Source organism: Streptomyces sp. NPDC031466 (assembly GCF_055581265.1).
Window position 1 is genome coordinate 87,417 of record NZ_JBVIJT010000004.1, and the last position, 19,784, is coordinate 107,200.

General features: G+C 73.2%; 12 protein-coding genes. 9 read left to right on the forward strand and 3 right to left on the reverse strand.

Going from position 1 to position 19,784, the window contains the following annotated elements:
• Positions 1-46: 46 nt before the first annotated feature.
• Entirely contained in the window at positions 47-1,492 is a 1,446-nt protein-coding gene (locus ACZ5GP_RS09295) for an endonuclease/exonuclease/phosphatase family protein (RefSeq protein ID WP_468750236.1), read from the forward strand.
• A gap of 365 nt (positions 1,493-1,857) precedes the next feature.
• On the opposite strand, the gene ACZ5GP_RS09300 is transcribed toward ACZ5GP_RS09295, so the two are convergent.
• Both ACZ5GP_RS09300 and ACZ5GP_RS09305 read right to left on the reverse strand, forming a co-directional pair.
• Positions 1,858-2,589, reverse strand: a complete 732-nt coding sequence (locus ACZ5GP_RS09300) for an alpha/beta fold hydrolase (protein WP_468750237.1) — start codon at positions 2,587-2,589, stop codon at positions 1,858-1,860.
• A gap of 651 nt (positions 2,590-3,240) precedes the next feature.
• Positions 3,241-4,152 carry a MerR family transcriptional regulator gene (locus tag ACZ5GP_RS09305; RefSeq protein ID WP_468750238.1) on the reverse strand — a complete coding sequence of 304 codons (912 nt, stop codon included), beginning with the start codon at positions 4,150-4,152 and terminating at the stop codon, positions 3,241-3,243.
• Between the two features lie 573 nt (positions 4,153-4,725).
• Here ACZ5GP_RS09305 and ACZ5GP_RS09310 point away from each other — a divergent pair.
• Both ACZ5GP_RS09310 and ACZ5GP_RS09315 read left to right on the forward strand, forming a co-directional pair.
• Positions 4,726-4,872, forward strand: a complete 147-nt coding sequence (locus tag ACZ5GP_RS09310) for a hypothetical protein (protein WP_468750239.1) — start codon at positions 4,726-4,728, stop codon at positions 4,870-4,872.
• Positions 4,873-4,920: 48 nt separating this feature from the next.
• A complete protein-coding gene (locus tag ACZ5GP_RS09315; RefSeq protein ID WP_468750240.1) occupies positions 4,921-5,316 on the forward strand; it encodes a hypothetical protein in 396 nt (131 codons plus the stop codon).
• A gap of 96 nt (positions 5,317-5,412) precedes the next feature.
• On the opposite strand, the gene ACZ5GP_RS09320 is transcribed toward ACZ5GP_RS09315, so the two are convergent.
• A complete protein-coding gene (locus tag ACZ5GP_RS09320) occupies positions 5,413-5,631 on the reverse strand; it encodes an MbtH family protein (RefSeq protein ID WP_468750241.1) in 219 nt (72 codons plus the stop codon).
• Between the two features lie 215 nt (positions 5,632-5,846).
• Between ACZ5GP_RS09320 and ACZ5GP_RS09325 the strand changes: the two genes are divergently transcribed.
• The 6 genes from ACZ5GP_RS09325 (at position 5,847) to ACZ5GP_RS09350 (ending at position 19,779) form a co-directional block, all read left to right on the forward strand.
• Complete coding sequence (locus tag ACZ5GP_RS09325) at positions 5,847-8,174, forward strand: lantibiotic dehydratase (protein ID WP_468750242.1); 2,328 nt, start codon at positions 5,847-5,849, stop codon at positions 8,172-8,174.
• Positions 8,174-9,676 carry an amino acid adenylation domain-containing protein gene (locus ACZ5GP_RS09330; RefSeq protein WP_468750243.1) on the forward strand — a complete coding sequence of 501 codons (1,503 nt, stop codon included), beginning with the start codon at positions 8,174-8,176 and terminating at the stop codon, positions 9,674-9,676. Before ACZ5GP_RS09325 ends, ACZ5GP_RS09330 begins: the two co-directional genes overlap by 1 nt.
• Positions 9,673-10,644 carry a threonine ammonia-lyase gene (locus ACZ5GP_RS09335; RefSeq protein ID WP_468750244.1) on the forward strand — a complete coding sequence of 324 codons (972 nt, stop codon included), beginning with the start codon at positions 9,673-9,675 and terminating at the stop codon, positions 10,642-10,644. Before ACZ5GP_RS09330 ends, ACZ5GP_RS09335 begins: the two co-directional genes overlap by 4 nt.
• Positions 10,641-10,904 (forward strand): acyl carrier protein, encoded by a 264-nt coding sequence (locus ACZ5GP_RS09340; protein ID WP_468750245.1) that lies wholly within the window; start codon positions 10,641-10,643, stop codon positions 10,902-10,904. The genes ACZ5GP_RS09335 and ACZ5GP_RS09340 overlap by 4 nt, the downstream gene beginning before the upstream one ends.
• Before the next feature lie 10 nt (positions 10,905-10,914).
• Positions 10,915-13,305, forward strand: a complete 2,391-nt coding sequence (locus ACZ5GP_RS09345) for a lantibiotic dehydratase (RefSeq protein WP_468750246.1) — start codon at positions 10,915-10,917, stop codon at positions 13,303-13,305.
• A gap of 177 nt (positions 13,306-13,482) precedes the next feature.
• Positions 13,483-19,779 carry an amino acid adenylation domain-containing protein gene (locus ACZ5GP_RS09350; protein ID WP_468750247.1) on the forward strand — a complete coding sequence of 2,099 codons (6,297 nt, stop codon included), beginning with the start codon at positions 13,483-13,485 and terminating at the stop codon, positions 19,777-19,779.
• Positions 19,780-19,784 lie beyond the last annotated feature (5 nt).

Here is a 19,784-nt window from a genome sequence, read left to right on the forward strand (position 1 = left end):
GCTCTCCCACGGACCACCCGTGCGGAGAAGGAGAAACGGAGTCACCTTGCGAAGAACCACCCGTGCGGGAGCCATGATCGGGCTGCTGCTGACGCTCCTCACGCTGTGCATAGCACCGTCGGCGCAGGCCGGTGACATCCTGACCGAGAAGTCGGCGGGACACAGGTACGCGCTCCAGTCGAAGGCGGCCAGCGACGAGGCCGGCAAGCCGGTGTGCGCGTCCGTGGCCGACCCCGACGGAACCAGCAATCAAGCGGGCAAGCTCCGCGCCCGGGTGGACTGCGCTGACGCGCGCACCCTGAAGCCGACGGAGACCTTTACCCTCCACACCGACAAGGACGCACTCCCGGCCTTGCGTTCCGAGGCGAACGGCCAGTACGTGTCCGCCGAGTTCCACGACGCGGACGCCCACTTCGGCATGTTGCGCGCCCGCCAGAGCGAAGCCTTCGGGAACTGGGAGAAGTCCGAGCTGGTCCAACTAGGAGACGGCTGGTACGCGCTGCGCTACAACTACACCCAGAGCGGCATCTCCAAGGACTATTACGTCTCCGCACGGGTCAACCTTGAGGGTGAGGACAAGGGGCTGCTGCGAGCGAGCACGGACGCGACGCCCGGCTCCTGGGAGCGGTTCAAGCTCGTCGACATCCCGTTCCCGTCCTCGGACGCGCCGCCCGCGGCCACCCTCCCGGCGCCGGCGCGCAGCCTCCGCACGCTGACCTGGAACACCTGCAGCAACAACGGCGCATGCAAGATGTACGGCTACTCGGCGGACACATTTACCGACACCGTCACACAGCGGGCCACCGCCGCCCACGCCGATGTGATCTTCCTCCAGGAGTTCTGCGAGAAGCTGGCCAAGCCACTGGAGCACAAACTGGAGGCCAGGGACGGCGGGGCGGACACCTGGGATGTCCGGTTCGCGCCCATCCAGCTCAAGGTCGCCCCGGGTCACTTCGCGCAGAAGACGTGCACCAAGAACCGTGGGGCCTACGGTGTCGCCATCGCCGTACCCGCGGAGAACACCTGGTACAAGGCGATCGAACTGGATTCACCGGACAACAAGGAGCGCCGGACCGCCCTGTGCGCCGCCGTCCGCTCCTGGGCCGTCATGGCTTGTACGGCCCACTTCAGCACCGGCGGCCCCCACTACGACGACCCGGAGCGGCACATTCAGCAGGCTCAGGCCGCCCACATGGCCGAACGCTCCGCGGCATACTCGACATCGGGCTACCGGACCCTGATCGGCGGCGACCTGAACGCCACCCCCACCGTCACGCCCGATCAGAGCACGGTGCCCGTCCTGCAGCCGCTGTACGACACGCACAAGGAATGTGACCAGCCCGCCAACCGCCCCACGGCGGGCAGCTCCAAGCTGGACTACCTCTTCGCCACGTCCCCCGCGACCTGGTCCGGCTGCACCATCGGCACCGACACCGACAACCCCTCGGACCACCGTCCGGTGTGGGGGACGGTGACGCTGCCGGCGCGGTAGGTGAGGTTGTGCAGGGTCCTGTCGATGTTCCTCACCTGGAACACCGCCAAAGTGTGACCGCCCGTGGCGATCGGGTCGAAGACATCCGAAGACCGCCGCCATCTACCTCGCCGGACTCCACATCGCAGGCATCTTCCTCTGGTCCGCCCAGTGATCCAAACGAAACTGCCTAGCGGCCCTGGCCACCGAAGCAGCAGGCGGCGCCCGGCATCACCTGGCGGCCGTGCAACTGCCGGTGAGCCTGGTCAGCATGGCGCCGATCGAGCAGGTGCTGGACGGCGCGGCCCGCTACGGGACGTGGTCAGCCTGAGCATTCACGGTCCCACTGGGCTCGGGCAGCCCAGTGGGACCCGACTCTGGCGCGCTCAGCTGCGAACAGTTAGCTGTCGGGCGAAGCGGCGGACGGCATCGGTGAAGGCATCTGGATCGTCGAAGTTCGCGAGATGTCCTGCCCGCGGGATCAATTCGACGCGGGCCTGCGGATGCGCGCGGGCGAAGTCCGTCTCGCCGGACCTGAAGACGGCGTCCTTCTCGCCGTTCAAGATGAGCACGGGAGCCGCCACATGACGCATCGAACCCGCGTCAAAGCGGCCCAGCACCTCGCCCCAGGCGGATGGCAGGGTGTGGAAGGCGTAGCCAGAGCGGATGGTCGCCTCCACCACCTCGGCAGGATAGAGCCGGCGCAGCAACCGGTCGTTCCACCGGGCCAGCCGGTCCGCCGGTAGGCGAGGGACGAGTCCGGCGACCCACCGATACGGCGTTGCCCAGGGGCCACGAGTTGAGGCGCTGGCCCCGGCAAGGACCAGCCCCCGCAGTTGCTCGGGGCGGCGCCGCGCGAACTCCAGCGAGGTGTATCCGCCGAGTGAGTGCCCGACGATCAGAGCCGGTCCGCTGTCGAGCGAGTCCACCGCGCAAGCGATGATCTCCATCGCCGCGTTCAGGCTCCAGGGTTGAGCAGAGCGGGCGCCGTGGCCTGGTAGGTCAACAGCGGCTACCCGGAAGTCCTCTTGCAGTGCGGCGAGCTGTGGGCTCCACTGTCCCGCGTTGAACCGCGTCCCGTGTACGAGGATGATGGGCGGTGCACCCGTTGCCGTCATGAGTCCCCCACATCAGCACTCTCCTCGGACCGACTCTACCGGCGGGCCATCCCGGCGCTGAGACGTGGAGATGCCGGCCGGCGAGGACGCTCGGTCACAGTGGGACGCGCCGTTCGAACGCTGTGCGGGGCGGCGCGCGGCCGTCATCCTGTCCGGGCGGCAGAACGAGTACATGGCAGACACAAGGACCCGACCGCGAACCCCGCCGCAGGCACCGGGCCACCGGGCGCCCTTCACCCAGCGGCGCGCCTTGCGCCGCTCCCACTTGGTCAGCGAGCGGCGTGCGTTGTTCGGGTACCGAGGATTGGCCACGAGCTGTGTGGCTGCCCCCTGGAGCCGGATCGGCTGAGAGGTGGCCGCGGTGGCCTCCACTCCCAGGTCCACACCGACGGTCCCCCGCTCACGCTGAGCCCGCGTCGCCACAGTCTCAGGGGGCGCCGGCAGCCGTACATCGAACGCCGCGAACCAGCGTGGCCCGCTGCGGGAGATCGTCACCATCTTCACTTCCCCGCCCCGCTCCAGCAGACGCGCCAGCCGGTAGGCGGGACGGTGCAGCCGTACCCGGAAGGCCTTCTGCCGGCGGGACCATCCCCGCGCTCGAGGGGACGGTCCCGGGCAGCGAGCCCCTAGGCATCGCGTCCAGGCCGTGTTTCAGGTAGCGGGTGGCTCTTGGGCGGATAGCTCTTCAACCAGTTCCATACAGCGCAGGCGGGCCGGGGAGAAGGCGTAGGGCATCTTGCCGGTGGCTTCGAGCACGCTCATGGAGCCAGCCTCCCGCCTGGCAGAGCTGAGGTCGGCCTCGTCCTCGCTGGCATCGGCGGTAGCAGGGTGCAAAGTGTCCCAGGCGTCGAAGAGGGCATCGTCGTCTTTTCCTAGGCCGGACTCCTCGATGGCGGCCTGCAGGGCGCTTTCGAAGGCGTGCCGCTCGACTGCCACTTGCGCCACCCGTGGATCATCGACGGCGACGCTGTCATCGAGTGCCTCCTCGGCGTCATCAATGCGGTCGGAGTCCTCCCGCAGGGCGGGATGCGTGGCCAGGACGACGAAGCGGGTGGCCTGGACGGCCGCGCCGAGCGGGCCGAAGATCCGCTCGGTGACCAGCAGGCTGTCCAGGTCCGCCTGACGCAGGGAGCCTTCGGGCAGGCCCTTGAGGCGTTCGGTGACGAAGTCGGAGAGCAGGCCCACCCGGCTGCCTTCGGTGCGCATTCGCTGCACGGCGGTCCGCTGCCGCCGCACCTCTGCTTCCTGCTCGGCGAGGGTTTCCTCCAGCCGCTCCAGGATGCCCGCGATACCGTCTCCGCTGTCCGCACCGGCGGAAGCCGTGCCGGTGGTAAAGGCGTCACGGATGTCGTCCAGGGCGATCCCGGTGTCGGCCATCTTGCGAATCCACAGCAGGCGCATCATGTCCTCGTACCCGTAGCGGCGGCGGTCATCGCCGCCCCGCTCAGGCTCGGGGAGCAGGCCGATCTCGTGGTAATGACGGATCGCCCGCGGCGTGGTGCCGGCGAAGGCCGCCGCGTCACCGATCTTGACCTGGCGAGGTGGCATGGAGGACGAATGCATGAGCAGGGATCTTTCATCGAGGGACCGGGACGTCAGTCCACCGGACCACATGCCGCTACGGAAGGTGCAACCCCATACACACCGCCCCGTGCCGATCAATGCCAGGAAACGCGCTGTTCCTCCGGAATGACCGCAGGCCCGTCCTTTCCTGCTGGGGAATCCGCACGACGGCAGGCTGAGGGTTCACAGCCACTGATGAATCGCCGCGACCTGAACCGTCGCCTCGGACCGAACCGCAAGTTTGTCGAACCGGGTCGCCACGGCCCGCTGCTGCTTGAGACGGTTGATCCCGCATTCGACCTCGTGCCGGGCCCTGTAGTCCTCGTGGTCGAAGAAGAGCGGACGGCCACCGCCGCGTCCGCGGCGCCTGCGGTTGCGGACCCGCCCGACCGGCTCAGGAATCGTGCACCTGATGCCACGGCCGGCCACTGCGCAGCCCCAAGCACCTGTACGCCGACCGCGGCTATGACCACGAGGTCTACCGGGACAAGGTCCGCCGGTTCCAGATCACCCCCGCACCTCGCCCGGCGCGGCACCGGGCACGGCTCCGGCCTGGGCGTGCACCGCTGGGTTGTGGAAGGAACAATCGCGCTGCTGCACTGGTTCCGCCGCCTGCGCATCCGCTGGGAGATCCGCGACGACACCCACCACACGTTTGTCACCCTCGGCCGCGCCGTCATCGGCTGGCGGCGACTGCGCACCGCACTCTGTGGAGCGTAAGGGCGAGCCATCGCCCCAGGGGGTGGTCTGCTGGATGCGTCAGAACGCATGCGTAACAGTCGGACCTGCGCAGCCTCACGTCCGGGATCCCAGTACGTCGACCTCGGCGCCCACATGGCGTGGCCGAACGGCTGGGGCATCGCCCGCTCCGACAGCGCGGCCCAGTCTCTGACCCTCCCCGCGGGCTGCCCGGCCGGCCGTCTCTCCTTCTACCTGCACATCGACGCCACCGGGACCGAGAACGTCGTCTTCGACACCCTCAAGGTGTCGCTGGGCGGCCAGACGCGGGAGACCCTGTCCGACGTGAACGCCACGTCGGGTTCCGTCCTGAAGACCTACGACGTCTCGCCGTTCGCGGGGCAGGTGGTCACTCTCCGGTTCCAGGGGGTCGAGGGCCAGTCCTCCAGGACTCCCTTGTGGTGGACGACGTCACCCTCCAGGTGAGATGACGCCCCGCCAGTCCCCCACGGGAGACGAGAAGAGGCCTGCCCGGGCGATTGTCCCGGTCAGGCGCCTTCTTCGCGTTCCCCCGCGGGCCTCTCAGGCGGAGCCTCCCGCCGCCTCGGCCATCCGACGGCGCAGGCTGAGCGGCCGCATGTCCGTCCAGACCACGTCGATGTGGTCCAGGCACTCCTGCTTCGTCCCGGACGTGCCTTCCGCCCACCAGCCGCCCGGCAGCTCCCGATCGAGCCGCCACACGGAGTACTGCTCTTCCTCGTTGCGCACGACCTGGTAGCCGCTCTCACCGCTGGCACTCATCGCTTGGGCCCTCCCGCGTTCGATCGCATCGACGTGCCCAGACTGCCCCCGGACCGGCGGCCGCCATAGAGACAAACGCGCAGAAGCCGCGGCGCCCTGCGCTGCCCGTCCTTCCCTACTGCCGCCGGCCGCGCACCGGCAGTGTTCAGGGAGCCAGGGTGACGCCACAGACGGTACCCGGCGCGGAGTCAGTACCGCCTGGAAGGAGCTCCGCCATGACGGACCACCCGGACCACGTGCACCTGCCCACCGGTGGGTGGCGCTTGTGGGAGCATTTCGCCCTGCGCGGGCCCGGTTTCCCCGCCGAAGGGGTGCTGCGCATGGCGCCCCCCGGCCTGGCCGTGGCCGCCGACAAGTTCGGCCCGCGCGACCAGCTGGCCGGCCCCGAGTGGGATGCCTTCACCGAGACCTTCGACGCCGGCGCCGTGCGCACCGCCGGACTGCTGCAGGAGATCGCCGCCGCCCCGCGCTTCCGCGCCGCGGTGGCCTGGCAGAACCGGACCGTGCTGCGCACGGGCATCGCACCGTTCCTGAACTGGACGCCGACCGCCGCGGGCCGCACCAGCATGCCCCGCCAGCGCGAGGAACTCGTGGCCCACTACTGGCAGCGGTTCTGTGTCAAGAACGACACCATCGGGTTCTTCGGACCCGTCGGCTGGGGCCGCTGGGACCTCGCGAGCGAGGGCGTCACCGTCGATCCCGGCGAAGGTCTGCTCGCCGAATCCCGCGTGTACTTCGCCAGTTGGGCCATCGACGCACTCGCCAGGACACTGGGCGCCGACCCGGCCATGAAGGCGTGGATACCGCCGCGCCGGGTGTCCTTCGTCCGCGCCGAGGGCCGGACGGTGCGGCTGCCCGGGCGGCCGCCGCAGCCCATCACCGACGCGGCGCGGGCCGTGCTGGACCTGTGTGACGGCACCCGGCCGGTCGCCGCGATCGCCGCGGCCGCCGGGATCACCGAGGCGGAGGCGGCCGACACCGTCGCGTGGCTCCAGTCGAAGCGGTGGGTGCACTGGCGCCTGGAGGTGCCGAGCAGCACCTACCCCGAGCGGGAGCTGCGGGCCATCCTGGAGCGCGTCGGAGACGCCGGGCTGCGGGAGTCCGGGCTGGAGCGCCTCGCGGTGCTGGAGCGCGGACGGGACGCGGTGCAGGCGGCCGGCCTGGACGCCGACGCGCTGGGCGAGGCGATGGGCGCGCTGGAGGCCGACTTCGCGCGGCTCACCGACACCGACGGCCAGCGGGCCAAGGGCGCGCGGACCGCGCCCTGCCGCGGCCTGGTGTACTCGGACTGCCGTCGCTCGGCCACGGCCACGCTGGGCACCGCGCTGCTCGACGAACTGACCCCGCTGGCCCAGTGCCTGGCCTCGGCGCGCTGGATGACCAACCGGTTCACCGAGCGGGCGGGAGTGCGGCTGCGCGAGGTGTACGAACGCCTGCGCGCCGGCGGCCCGGTGGACCTGGGTGCGATGTGGCTGGCCTGCCTGCCGTCGCCTTACCCGGAGGCCAGCGCCGATCTGGACGTCATCCAGGCCGAGCTGCGGGCGAAGTGGGCCCGCATCCTGAAGGTGCCGGAGGGCGCGCGCAGCGTGCGGGTCTCCTCGGCGGACATCGCCGAGCGGGTGCGGGCGGAGTTCGAGGAGCCGGGCGCGGGCTGGTCCCTGGCCCGCTACTTCAGCCCCGACGTGCTGGTCCTCGCCGAGGACGCGGCGGCGGTGTCCCGCGGCGACTTCGCGCTGGTGCTCGGCGAGATGCACAGCGCGCTCAACACCCTGGGCGCCTCGCTCTTCGTCCACCAGCACCCCGACCGTGACCAGTTGATCGCGGAGACGACCCGAGACTTCCCCGGGCCCCGGCTGCTGCCGATGCTCCCCAAGGAGCTGCCGCTGAAGTGGTCCACGCGCAGCAGGCCCTCCCTGGACCGGCCGGAGGACTACTACGTATCGCTGGTCGACGACACGGGCGACCCGCACCGGCCGCGCACCTTCCTCGGTGCGGACGTCGCCGTGGAGGACCGGGAGGGGACCCTGACGGCGGTGCTGCCGGACGGGACCGCCTTCTCGCTGCTCGACGTCTACGCGAACACCCTGACCCAGCGGATCATGGACCGCTTCACCATCCGCCCCGAGGGCGGCCACACCCCCCGGATCAGCATCGACAAGATGATCGTGGCCCGCGAGACCTGGTCCTTCACGGCGGCCGAACTGACCTTCGCCGACGAGAAGTCGGAGGCCAGGCGGTACGTACGGGCCCGGCACTGGCAGCGGGAACACGACCTGCCGCGCTTCGTCTTCGTGGTCTCCCCCACCGAACCCCGCCCCTTCTACGTCGACTTCGAGAGCCCGGTGTACCTGACCATCCTGGCCAAGGCGGCGCGCAGGCTGGCCCGCAAGGACCCGGAGGCGCGGCTGAAGGTCAGCGAGATGCTGCCGACGCCGGAACAGGCCTGGCTGACGGACGACGAGGGCAACTCCTTCACCTCCGAGCTGCGCTTCGTCGCGGTCGACCAGACCGCCGTACGCCCCGCCGGGGACGGGGACGCGTGATGCGGACCTTCGTCGACGACATCGCGGCGCACGCGGCCCGCCACCCCGGCCGGGTGGCGCTCACCACCCCGGCCGGCGAGCTGACGTACGAGGAACTGGCCGCCCGGATCGACGCGCTCGCCGCAGTGCTGCGGGCCCGGGGCGCGCGTCCCGAGGTGGTGTGCGCGGTGGCCGTGGAGCGCGGGGTGGACGCCGTGGTCGCGGTGGCGGCCGTACTGCGGTCCGGCGCCGCGTTCCTGGGCCTGGACCCGGAGCAGCCCGCGCCGCGGCTGGCGGCGCTGGCGCGCAGTGGCGGCGCCTCGATGCTGCTGACCTCCTCGGAGCTATCGGCGCGCCTGGACCTGCCGATCGCAGGACCGCGGGTGCTGCTGGACCGGCCCGGCGCCGTCGGGACGGGTGGCCCCCCGGCCGGGGCGCCGGACGGGCGCGGGCTCGCGTACGTCAGTCACACGTCGGGGACCACCGGAGAGCCGAGCGCGGTGCTGGTCGAGCACAGGGGTCTCGATTCGTACCTGCGTTTCGTCGTCCGCGACTACGGTCTCGGGCCGGACACGGTCGGCCTCCAGGTCGCGCCGCTGGGCTACGACGCCTCCGTGCGCGACACCTTCGCCCCGCTGCTGGCGGGCGGGCGCCTGGTCGTCGTACCGCGCTCGGCGCTGCTGCGGCCGGAGGAGTTCGGGGAGGTGGTGCGCACCGAGGGGGTGAACACGCTGCTGAGCGTGACCCCGTCCTTCCTCTCGTTCCTGGCGGGCCGGCCGGACGCGGCCGCGCTGCTGGCGGGGCTGCGACTGGTGGTCTCCAGCGGGGAGTCGCTGCGGCCGTTCCTCGCCGCGGGCGGCCGGGCGCTGGTGCCGGGCGCGCTGGTCAATCAGTACGGTCCGACCGAGTGCACGATGACCTCGACCCGCTACGCCGTCCCCGCCGCACCGGATCCGGTGGCCGACCTGATCGGGACCCCGATCGACGGGGTCGTCGTCCGGCTGCTGGACGAGGGCCTGGCGGAGGTCCCCGACGGGACCGTCGGGGAGGTGTACATCGGCGGGACCGGGGTGGCCCGGGGGTACCGGGGGCTGCCGGGCCGGACCGCCGAGCGCTTCGTGCCCGACCCGCTCGGGCCGCCCGGCGCCCGGCTGTACCGGACCGGGGACCTGGCCCGGCGCGGGCCCGGGGGCCTGAGCTATGTGGGCCGCGGGGACCGGCAGGTCAAGATCCGGGGCTACCGCGTCGACCCGGCGGAAGTGGAGGGCGCGCTGCTGGCCCACCCCGCGGTGACGGGCGCGGTGGTCACCTCCGCGACCGACTCCCAGGGGCGGGTGTTCCTGACCGCCCACCTCACCGGCGACACCGGTGTTCCGGACTCGGCGCTGCGGGCCCACCTGGTGGCCACCCTGCCGCCGCACCTGATGCCGCGCCGGTTCGTCCGGCTCGACGCGCTGCCCACCACCCGCGGGGGCAAGGCCGACCGGCGCGCCCTGGCCGAAAGCGGAGGCACCCGGTCATGAACGTCACCATCGACACCCTGGGCCCGGCCGACGTCGCCCGGGCCGCCGAACGGCTCGCGGGGTACGTGCGGCGCACCCCGCTGCTGCCCGGCCTGGCCTCGCCGGGGCGGCTGCTGCCGGACTGCTCGCTGCTGCTGAAGGCCGAACACCTCCAGCACAGCGGCTCGTTCAAGGTGCGCGGGGCCGCCAACGCGGTCCTGGCACTGGGCGCGGACCGGATCGTCACCGGGTCCTCCGGGAACCACGGCATCGCGCTGGCCCGGCTGGCCGCCCCGCTCGGGGTCCGGGTCACCGTGGTCATGGCGGCCGGGGCCAGTGCGGCCAAGGCCGCGCTGATCCGGGCGCTGGGCGGGCGGATCGTGTCCGTGCCGGGCGGGGTGGCCGAGCGGGACCGCCGGGCCCGGGAACTGGCCGGGGAGACGGGCGCGGTCCTCGTGCCCTCCTCGGACCACGAACTCGTGGTCGCCGGGCAGGGCACGGTCGGGGCGGAGGTCCTGGCCGAAGTGCCCGACGTCGAAACGCTCTACGTGCCGACCGGCGGGGGCGGGCTGCTGGCCGGGGTCTGTCTGGCCGCCCACAGCCACCGGGTCAAGGTGGTGGGCGTGGAGCCCGCCGCGACGCCCCGGTACGCCCGTTCGCTGGCGGCGGGCCACCCGGTCCGGCTGCCGCCGAGCGACACCGTCGCCGACGGGCTGCGCGCCCAGCAGCCGGGGACGGTGACCTTCCCGCTGATCCGGGACCGGGTCGACGACCTGATCGCCGTGTCCGATGCCGAGATCCTGGCCGCCGCGGCCTTCCTGCGGCGGCTCGGGATCGAGGCCGAGCCCACCGGGGCCGTCGCCCTGGCCGGGGCGCTGCGCGCGGGCCGGGGCACCGGCCGCGCCGTCGCCATCGTGTCGGGCGGCAACACCACCGCTGCGCTCACCGCCGCGGCGGCCACCGAACCGTATCTGGAGGAGATCTCATGACCACGTCCGTGAACCCGACCCTGACCACCGCCGGACTGACGGATCTGGTGCTCGGCATCTACCGCGACACCCTGGGCGAGGAGTCCCTGCACGAGGACAGCGACTTCTACGAGTGGGGCGGGGACTCGCTGACCGCCTTCCAGATCACCGCGCGGATCGAGGAGGCCCTGGGGGTCGAGGTGCCGGTCGCGCTGGTCTTCGCCTACCCCTCGCCCGCCGACCTCGCGTCCGTCGTCGACGCCGACCTCGTCCGGGCATGAGGGGCAGACCATGAGCGAGCACCATCTGCCGGGCGGCCGCTGGCGGCTGTGGGAGCAATTCGCGCTGCGCGGGCCGGGCTTCCCGGTCGGGGGCGTGCTGCGGCTGGCCCCCTCCGGGCTGGCCGCAGCGGCCGACAAGTTCGCGGAGGGCGAGCAGCTCTCCGGGGAGCGCTGGGCCGAGTTCAAGGAGGTGTTCGCCGAAGCGGCCGTGGCGAACGCGCACGCGCTCCAGGACATCGCCCGGCTGCCCGCCTTCCGGGAGGCCGTGGCCTGGCAGAACCGGCCGGTGCTGTCCTCCGGGATCGCACCGTTCCTGAAGTGGACGCCGAGCGCGACGGGCCGCACCAGCATGCCCCGCCAGCGCGAGGAGCTCGTCGCCCACTACTGGCAGCGGTTCTGCGTCAAGAACGACACCATCGGGTTCTTCGGCCCCGTCGGCTGGGGTCGCTGGGACTTGGGCGCCGACGGCCCGCAGGGCGTCGCCGTCGACCCGGGCACCGGACTGATCGCCGCCTCGCAGGTGTACTTCGCCAGCTGGGCCATCGACGCGCTCGCCGCGACGATCACGGCCGATCCGCAGCTGCGGGACTGGTTGGCCCCCCGGCGGGTGCCGTTCGTCCGCCTCCGGGACGTCGGGGGCGACACGGACGACGGGAGCGGGGGCGCCGACGGCGGCGCCGCGGACATCGACGGCGCCGAGGTGCTGGTGCCGGGCCGCCCGCCGCAGCTCGCGGGGGCGGCGGCCGCGGCCGTACTGGCCCTGTGCGACGGGGTGCGGACCGCGCGGGAGATCGCGGAGGCGCTGCCCGGGACGGACGTGCCGGCCGAGCTGACGGCCCTGGTGGCCCGTCGGTGGGTGGTCTGGAAGCTGGAGGTGCCCGCCGACGCCCGGCCCGAGCGCTACCTGCGGGGCTGGCTGGAGCGGATCGGGGACCCGGTGGTGCGCGGGCGCGCCGTGGCCGCCCTGGACGTGCTGGAGCGGGGCCGTGACCTCGTGGCGGCGGCCGAGGGCTCCGAGGCCCTGGTCGAGGCGATGACCGCGCTGGAGGGCGAGTTCGTCGCCCTGACCGAGACCGCGGCCGTCCGCGAGAAGGCGGCCGGTACGGCGCCGTGCCGGGCCCTGGTGTACTCCGACTGCCGGCGCTCGGCGAGCGCCCGGCTGGGTCCGCTCGTGCACGAGGCGCTCGCCCCGCTGGCGCCGCTGCTCACCAGTGCCGGCTGGCTCACCGCGCGGCTGGCCGCCGCGGTCATGGCCAGGGCGAGCGAGGTGTACGAACGGCTCGCCGCGCAGGGGCCGGTGGACCTGGCCGCGTTCTGGTTCGCCTGCATGCCGATCCTGCACGGGGCGGCGCGTACCGAAACGGAGGCGCTGCAAAGGGAGTTCCGGTCGCGCTGGGCCGCGATCCTGTCACCGCCGCCGGACGCCCGGCGGGTCCAGGTGTCGTTGGCGGACATCGCGGGGCCCGTGGCCGAGCGCTTCGGCGCGGACTCCGGGGAGGGCGGGGGCGCGCGCGCCACCGGGGTGCGCGGTGGCTGGACGGCCGCCCGCTACCTCAGCCCCGACATCATGATCGCGGCGACCGGGGCGGACGCGGTGGCACGCGGCGAATTCTCACTCGTACTGGGTGAACTGCACCTGGCGGCCAACACGCTGGGCTCCTCGCTCTTCGTCCACCAGCACCCCGACCCGGCGGAGCTGACGGCGCTCACCGACCGCGATCACCCGGGGCCCCGGCTGATGCCGCTGCTGCCCAAGGAGCACCGCTCACGGCTGTCCGTCCGTACCCGACACGCCCTGGTGCGGCCCGAGGACTACCACGTGGCGCTGGTCGACTTCACCGCCGACCCGGCCCGGCCGCGCACGGTCCTCAGCGCCGACGTGGTGGTCACCCGGGAGGACGACGGGGAGCTGCGGGTCACCTTGCCGGACGGCGCGCGGTTCGCGGCGGTGGACGTGTTCGCGCACGTCCTGACGACGCTCGCGATGGACCTGTTCCACATCCTGCCGGACGACGCGGAGCACTCCCCGCGGGTGTCCGTGGACCGGCTGGTGGTGGCCCGGGAGACCTGGCGGCTGCCGAAGGAGAAGATCGACTTCGCGGATGAGAAGGACGAGGCCCGTCGGTTCGTGCTGGCCCGGCGCTGGCGCGAGCGGCACGGGCTGCCGCGGTTCGTGTTCGTGGTCCTGCCGACCGAGACCCGGCCGTTCTACGTGGACTTCGACAGCCCGGTGTACCTCACCATCCTGGCCAAGGCGCTGCGCAGGATGGCCCGCAACGCCCCGGACGGCCGCGCCGTGTTCACCGAGATGCTGCCCAGTCCGGAAGAGGCCTGGCTCACCGACGACCAGGGCTCCGTCTACACCTCCGAGCTGCGCTTCGTGGCGGTGGACGAGGGATAGGGATTTCGCGGGAGCGGCGTGGCCCACGGCGGCACGCCCGGCACGGTCGACGTGCCCGGGCGGGGCCGCCGTTGCGCGTTCTACCCCCGGCGGCTGCGCGCGCGGCTGCGTCTTCTTCCCTACTGACAGGCCTTCTCAGCCAGCAGTGTTATGGAAAACACCGCTTGGAGGTCCGCAGTGAAGGCATCATTCGCGCAGCGCAGGCTGTGGTTCCTCGACCAGCTCACCCGAGGGTCCACGGACTCCCTGCTTCCCTTGGCGCTCCGGATCCGAGGCGCCCTCGACGTCCCGGCCCTGGAACGCGCCCTGACGGGGATCGTCGCGCGGCACGAGGTGCTGCGCACCCGGTTCACCGCGGTGGACGGGGAGCCCGTGCCCCGGGTGGACCCGGCCGGCCCGGTCACCCTGGAGCGGGCGGAGGCGGCCGACGCCGCCGAGGTCTTCGCGCGGGAGCTTTCCCGGCCCCTGGACCTGGCCACGCAGCACCCGCTGCGCGCCGGTCTCACCCGGCTCGGCCCCGAGGAGCACCTGCTCCTCCTCGTGGTCCACCACATCGCGGTCGACGGCTGGTCCTGGGCCGTGCTGCTGCGCGAACTGGACGCCGGCTACCGCGGGGAGGCGGTCGCCGCCCCCGGACTCCAGTACACCGATGTGGCCGCCGCCGAGGCGGAGCGGCTCAGCGGCCCGCGCATGGAGCGGCTGCTCGGGTACTGGCGCGAGCGGCTGGCCGGGGTGACCCCGCTGGCGCTGCCCGCCGACCGGCCGCGGCCCGCCTTCTGGGACGGCGCGGGGGACGTGGTCCGCTTCGAGCTGCCGGCCGCGCTGGTCGCCGAGGTCGACCGGGTGGCCCGGGAGCACCGGGCCACCCGCTACATGCTGCTGCTCGGCGTCTACCAGGCACTGCTGGGCCGCTACTCGGGCCGCCACGACATCGCCGTGTGCACCACCCTCGCCGACCGGGGACGGCCCGGTGTGGACGCGCTGATCGGCCCCTTCGTCAACACCATCGTGCTGCGCACCGACCTGTCCGGCGACCCGGCGTTCGCCGAGCTGCTGGCCCGGGTGCGGACGGGGGCCCTCAAGGACTTCTCGCACGCCGACGCCCCCTTCGACCGGGTGGTCGGCGAGGTGGTCACCGAGCGCGACCTGTCCCGGCACCCGCTCGCCCAGGCCTCCTTCACCCTGTTGAACAACGCACCCGCCGCGGCCCGGCTGGCGGACCTGGACGTGGCGCTCGTCCCCACTCCGCTCGGCGGCACCGGGCTCGACGTGTTCCTCGACCTGAGCCTGCGCGCCAACGGCGACATCGCGGCCCTGCTCCAGTACTCCACCACCCTCTTCGACGACGCGACGATGGAGCAGTTCGCCGCCGGCTACGTCACCCTGCTGCGCGCGGTGGTGGCCTCGCCCCAGGCCTCGGTGGCCGCGCTCGCCCGGGAGCTGGAGCCGCTGCCCGGCGGGGAGGCCCGGCGCCTGGTCGCGCTGGCGGGCGGCCCGGGGGTCGGTGCCACCGCGCCCGGTGCTCCCGCGGCGCCCTTCACCGTGTCCGGCACCCCGGATTCCGTGGCCCTGGTGTGCGGGGAGGAGTCCTTGACCTACGGGGCGCTGGACACACTGACCGGTGACCTGGCCGCGGCGCTGACCGGGGCGGGGGTGTGCCCCGGTACCCCGGTGGGCGTGTGCATGCGGCGCGGGATCCCGTCCGTGGCGGCGATGGCCGCCGTCTGGCGGGCGGGCGGGGTGTTCGTCCCGATGGACCGCGGGCTCCCGCTGGAGCGCCTGCGGTTCATGGCCGCGGAGGCGGGGGTCGGGTGCGTGCTGACCGATGCCGGGACGCGCGGGACGGCGGAGGCGCTCGACAGGCCCGTGCTGGCCGTGGAGAGCGTAACGCCCGGTTCGGGTGCGCGGAGCGGTGCGCCGCGGCACACCCCGGATCCGCGGGAACTCGCGTACATCATCTTCACCTCGGGTTCCACCGGCCGCCCCAAGGCAGTCGGCGTGGAGCACGGCGCGATGGCCGCCCATGTGGCGGCGGCGCGCACCGAGTTCGGGATCACCGCGGGCGACCGGGTGCTCGCCTTCTCCTCCTTCTCCTTCGACGCCTCCTTCGACCAGCTGCTGACGGCACTGGGCTGCGGGGCGAGCCTGGTCGTGCGGCCCGACGAGCAGTGGCTGCCCGGCCGGGTGGCCGCGCTCGTCGAGCGGTACGCGATCACCGTGCTGAACCTGCCGCCGACGTACTGGGCCGAGCTGGCCTTCTCCCTGACCGACGCCTGCGCCACCGCGCTGGCCCGGCTGCGCCTGCTGATCCTCGGGGGCGAGTCCGTGCCGGCGGGGGCGCTGGCGGCCTGGCGGTCCCGGGTCCCCTGGGTGCGGGTGGTCAACGCCTACGGACCGACCGAGACCACCGTGACCGCGACGGTCCACGACATCACGGCCGAGACCCCCGCCGATGACGGCGCGGGCGCTGCCCGGGTGCCGATCGGCCGCCCGCTGGGCGGGCGCCGGGCGTACGTCGTGGACGAGCGGGACGAGCAGGTCCCCGAGGGGGTCCCGGGCGAGCTGCTGATCGGCGGCCCGGAACTGGCCCGCGGCTACCTCGGCCGGCCGGCCCTGACCGCGCGGACGTTCGTCCCCGACCCGTTCGTCCCGGACGGCGGCCGCCTCTACCGCACCGGTGACCTGGTACGCCGACTGCCCGGCGGGGAGCTGGAGTTCCTCGGCCGGACCGACGACCAGGTCAAGATCCGCGGATTCCGCATCGAACTCGGGGAGGTCGAGTCCGTCCTGCTCCAGTGCCCCGGAGTGGTGGCCGCCGCAGTGGCCACCGGGGAGGACGCCCAGGGCGGCACCACCCTCGTGGGCTACGTGGTGGGCGCCGACGGCCCCGTTCCCGCAGCGGTGCTGCGCGCCTTCTGCGCGGAGCGGCTGCCGCTCCACGCGGTGCCGGCCGACTTCGTGACCCTGGACGCGCTCCCCGTGAACGCGTCCGGAAAGTTCGACCGGGCCGCACTGCCCGCAATCCGCCCGGACCGCGAACGCGCGGTGGGCGGGGCCGAGTTCATCGCCCCGCGCGACGGGACCGAACGGGTCGTCGCCGAGATCTGGGCCGAGGTGCTGGGCGTGGACCGGGTCGGCATCGACGACGGGTTCTTCGACCTGGGCGGCCACTCGCTGCTGGCCACGATGGCGGTCTCGCGGATCGCCGAGCGGCTCGGCCGTGAGGTGGAGCTGCGCACCCTGTTCGAGAACCCGGCCATCCGCGCCTTCGGACCGCTGGTGGCGGCGGCCCGGCAGGCCGGTGCGAGCGCGGTGGTCCCGGTGGACCGCTCCGGGTCGTTGCCGCAGTCCTTCGCCCAGGAGCGCATGTGGTTCCTGGACCGGATGTCGGACGCGGGTGACACGTACGTGTTGTGGTTCTCCTGGCGGATGCGCGGCGGCCTGGACCGGGCAGCCTGGCAGGGCGCCCTGGACGAGGTGGTCGCGCGGCACGAGGCCCTGCGCACCGCGCTGTCCGAGCTGGACGGGCGGCCCGTGCAGCGGGTGGTGGAGGGGATCGGCGTACCGCTGGAGTGGCACCAGGCCCCGCCGGGCGGGGAGTCCGTCCGGCTCGGGGAGGTCCGTGACCTGGCCTTCGCCTTCGCCACGCGCCGCTTCGACCTGGCGCGTCCACCGCTGCTGCGGGCCGGGGTGTGGGAGCTGGGGCCCGAGGACCACGTCTCGGTCCTCTCCTTCCACCACGCGGCCACCGACGGCTGGTCCAAGGACATCATCATCGGCGAGCTGTCGGCCGCCTACCGGGCCCGGCTGGCCGGGGAGCCGTCGGCGCTGGCGCCGGTGCCGGTGCAGTACGGCGACTACGCGGTCTGGCAGCGCGACCGGCTGAGCGGGGAGGTGCTGGACCGGCAGCTGGGCTACTGGGAGCGGAACCTCGCCGGGGTGCCCGCGCTGGAACTGGCGACGGACCGGCCGCGTCCGGCGGGCTGGTCGGGCCGCGGCGGCGCGGTGGAGGTGGACCTGCCGGTGGAGCTGGCGGCCGGGCTGGGCGAGCTGACCCGGCGGTTCGGGGTGAGCCGGTTCATGGTGCTGCTGGCCGTGACCCAGATCGTGCTGTCCCGCTGGTCGGGGCAGCGGGACCTGGCGGTGGGAACCCCGGTGGCGGGGCGCGGCCAGGTGGAGTTGGAACGGCTGGTGGGACTGCTGGTGAACACGGTGGTGCTGCGGGCGGATCTGTCGGGCGAGCCCACCTTCGAGGAGTTCCTGGGCCAGGTCCGCGAGTCGGTGCTCGGCGCCTTCGACCACCAGGAGGTGCCCTTCGAACGGCTGGTGGAGCAACTGCGCCCGGAGCGCGACCCGTCGCGCAATCCGCTCTTCCAGGTGATGTTCGACGTACAGGAGAGCGCGACGGGCGGTCCGCGGGTCGAAGGACTGGAAGTGGAGCACTTCGTCCTGCCGTGGCGCTCGGCGAAGTTCGACCTGACGGTCACCTTCCTGCTCTACCCGGACCGGTTCGCGCTGAACGTCGAGTACGCGAGCGACCTCTTCGATCCCGGGACGGTGACCCGGTTCGCCGGTCACATGGGCCGGGTCCTGGCCTCGGCCGTGGCGGATCCGGGACGCCCCGTGGCGCGCCTGGAACTCCTCTCGCCCGCCGAGCGCGCACAGCTCACCGCGGTGCCGGGAACCGCTGCGACGGTGGCGCAGGCGCCGCCGTTCACGGTGCGGGGCGAGGCCGACGCGGTGGCCTTGGTCTGCGGGGAGCGGACCGTGCGCTACGCCGAACTGGACGCCCTGACCGGCGGACTGGCCGGCGCGCTGGCCGCGGCGGGAGCCGCGGCGCAGACCCCGGTGGGGGTGTGCCTGCGGCGCGGCACCTGGTCGGTCGCGGCGATGGCCGCGATCTGGCGGGCGGGCGGGGTGTACGTACCGCTGGATCCGCACCTGCCCGAGGAACGGCTGCGGTTCATGGTGGAGCAGGCCGGGGTGCGGTACGTCGTGACGGACGGCCCGACCGCCTCCCTGGCCGCGGCCCTGGGCCGGCCGGTCCTGCGGGTAGAGGACGTGCGGCCCGACCCGGACGGACCGCGCTGCGCGGCCGATCCCCGCGCACTGGCCTACGTCATCTTCACCTCCGGCTCGACCGGCCTGCCCAAGGCGGTCGGGGTGGAGCACCACGCGCTGGCCGCGCACGCCCTCGCCGCCCGCGAGCGGTTCACGCTCACGGCCGAGGACCGCGTGCTGAACTTCGCCTCCCACTCCTTCGACGCCTCCCTGGAACAGATCCTGCCCGCGCTCGGCGCGGGGGCCGCGGTGGTGATCCGTCCGGACGAGGTGTGGACGGTGGAGGAACTCGCCGAGCAGGTGCGGGCGCAGGGCGTGACCGTCATGGAGGTCACCCCCTCGTACTGGGAGGAGATCGCCGCCCGCCTCGACACGGTGGCCGGGGACCTCAAGAGCCTGCGCCTGGTGGTGACCGGCGGGGAGGCACTCCCCTCGGCGCCGCTGGCAGCCTGGTTCGCCCACCTGCCGGACGTGCCCGTCGAGAACACCTACGGGCCCACCGAGTCCGTCATCTCGGCCACCTCCCACCTGGTCACCGGGCCGGTCGAGGGCCGGGTGCCGATCGGCCGGGCCTGGGGCGGGCGGCGGTTGTACGTCGTGGACGCGCACGACGAGCCGGTGCCGGTCGGCGTACCGGGCGAACTCCTGGTCGGCGGACCGGAACTGGCCCGGGGCTACCTCGGCCGGAGCGCACTGACCGCCGAGCGGTTCGTGCCCGATCCGTACGGCGGCACGGGCGGCCGGCTCTACCGCACCGGGGACCTGGTGCGCCGACGGGCCGACGGGGAGCTGGATTTCCTCGGCCGGACCGACCAGCAGGTCAAGATCCGCGGGTTCCGCATCGAGCCCGGTGAGATCGAGGCCGTTCTCGAACAGCACGGGGGCGTGCGCGGCGCCGCCGTCCTGGTCCGCGAACTCCGCGGCGACCGCGCCCTGGTGGGCTACGTCGCCGGGCCGGGCCTGAACCCCGACGAGCTGGCCGCGTGGTGCCGTGACCGGCTGCCCGGCTACATGGTCCCGGCCGCCTTCGTGGTCCTGGACGCCCTGCCCCTGACCGTGCAGGGCAAGACCGACACTGCGGCGCTGCCCGACCCCGAACTGCCCCCGCCGGCCGCGTCCGTGGCCCCGAGGACCCCCACCGAAGAGGTGACGGCCCAGATCTGGGCCGAGGTCCTCGACCTGCCCGGGATCGGGGTGTGCGAGGACTTCTTCGCCCTCGGCGGGCACTCCCTGCGCGCCGTCGCGGTGGCCTCCCGGCTCCGCGCCGCCTTCGACTGCCCGGTCCAGGTCCGTGACCTGTTCGAACACCCGACGGTCGAGCTGCTCGCCGCATTGGTGGAGCGCCGTCTGTTCGAGGAGATCGCCGGAATGAGCGATGACGAGATCGACCTGTCCCTGACGGCTGACTTCTGAGACGA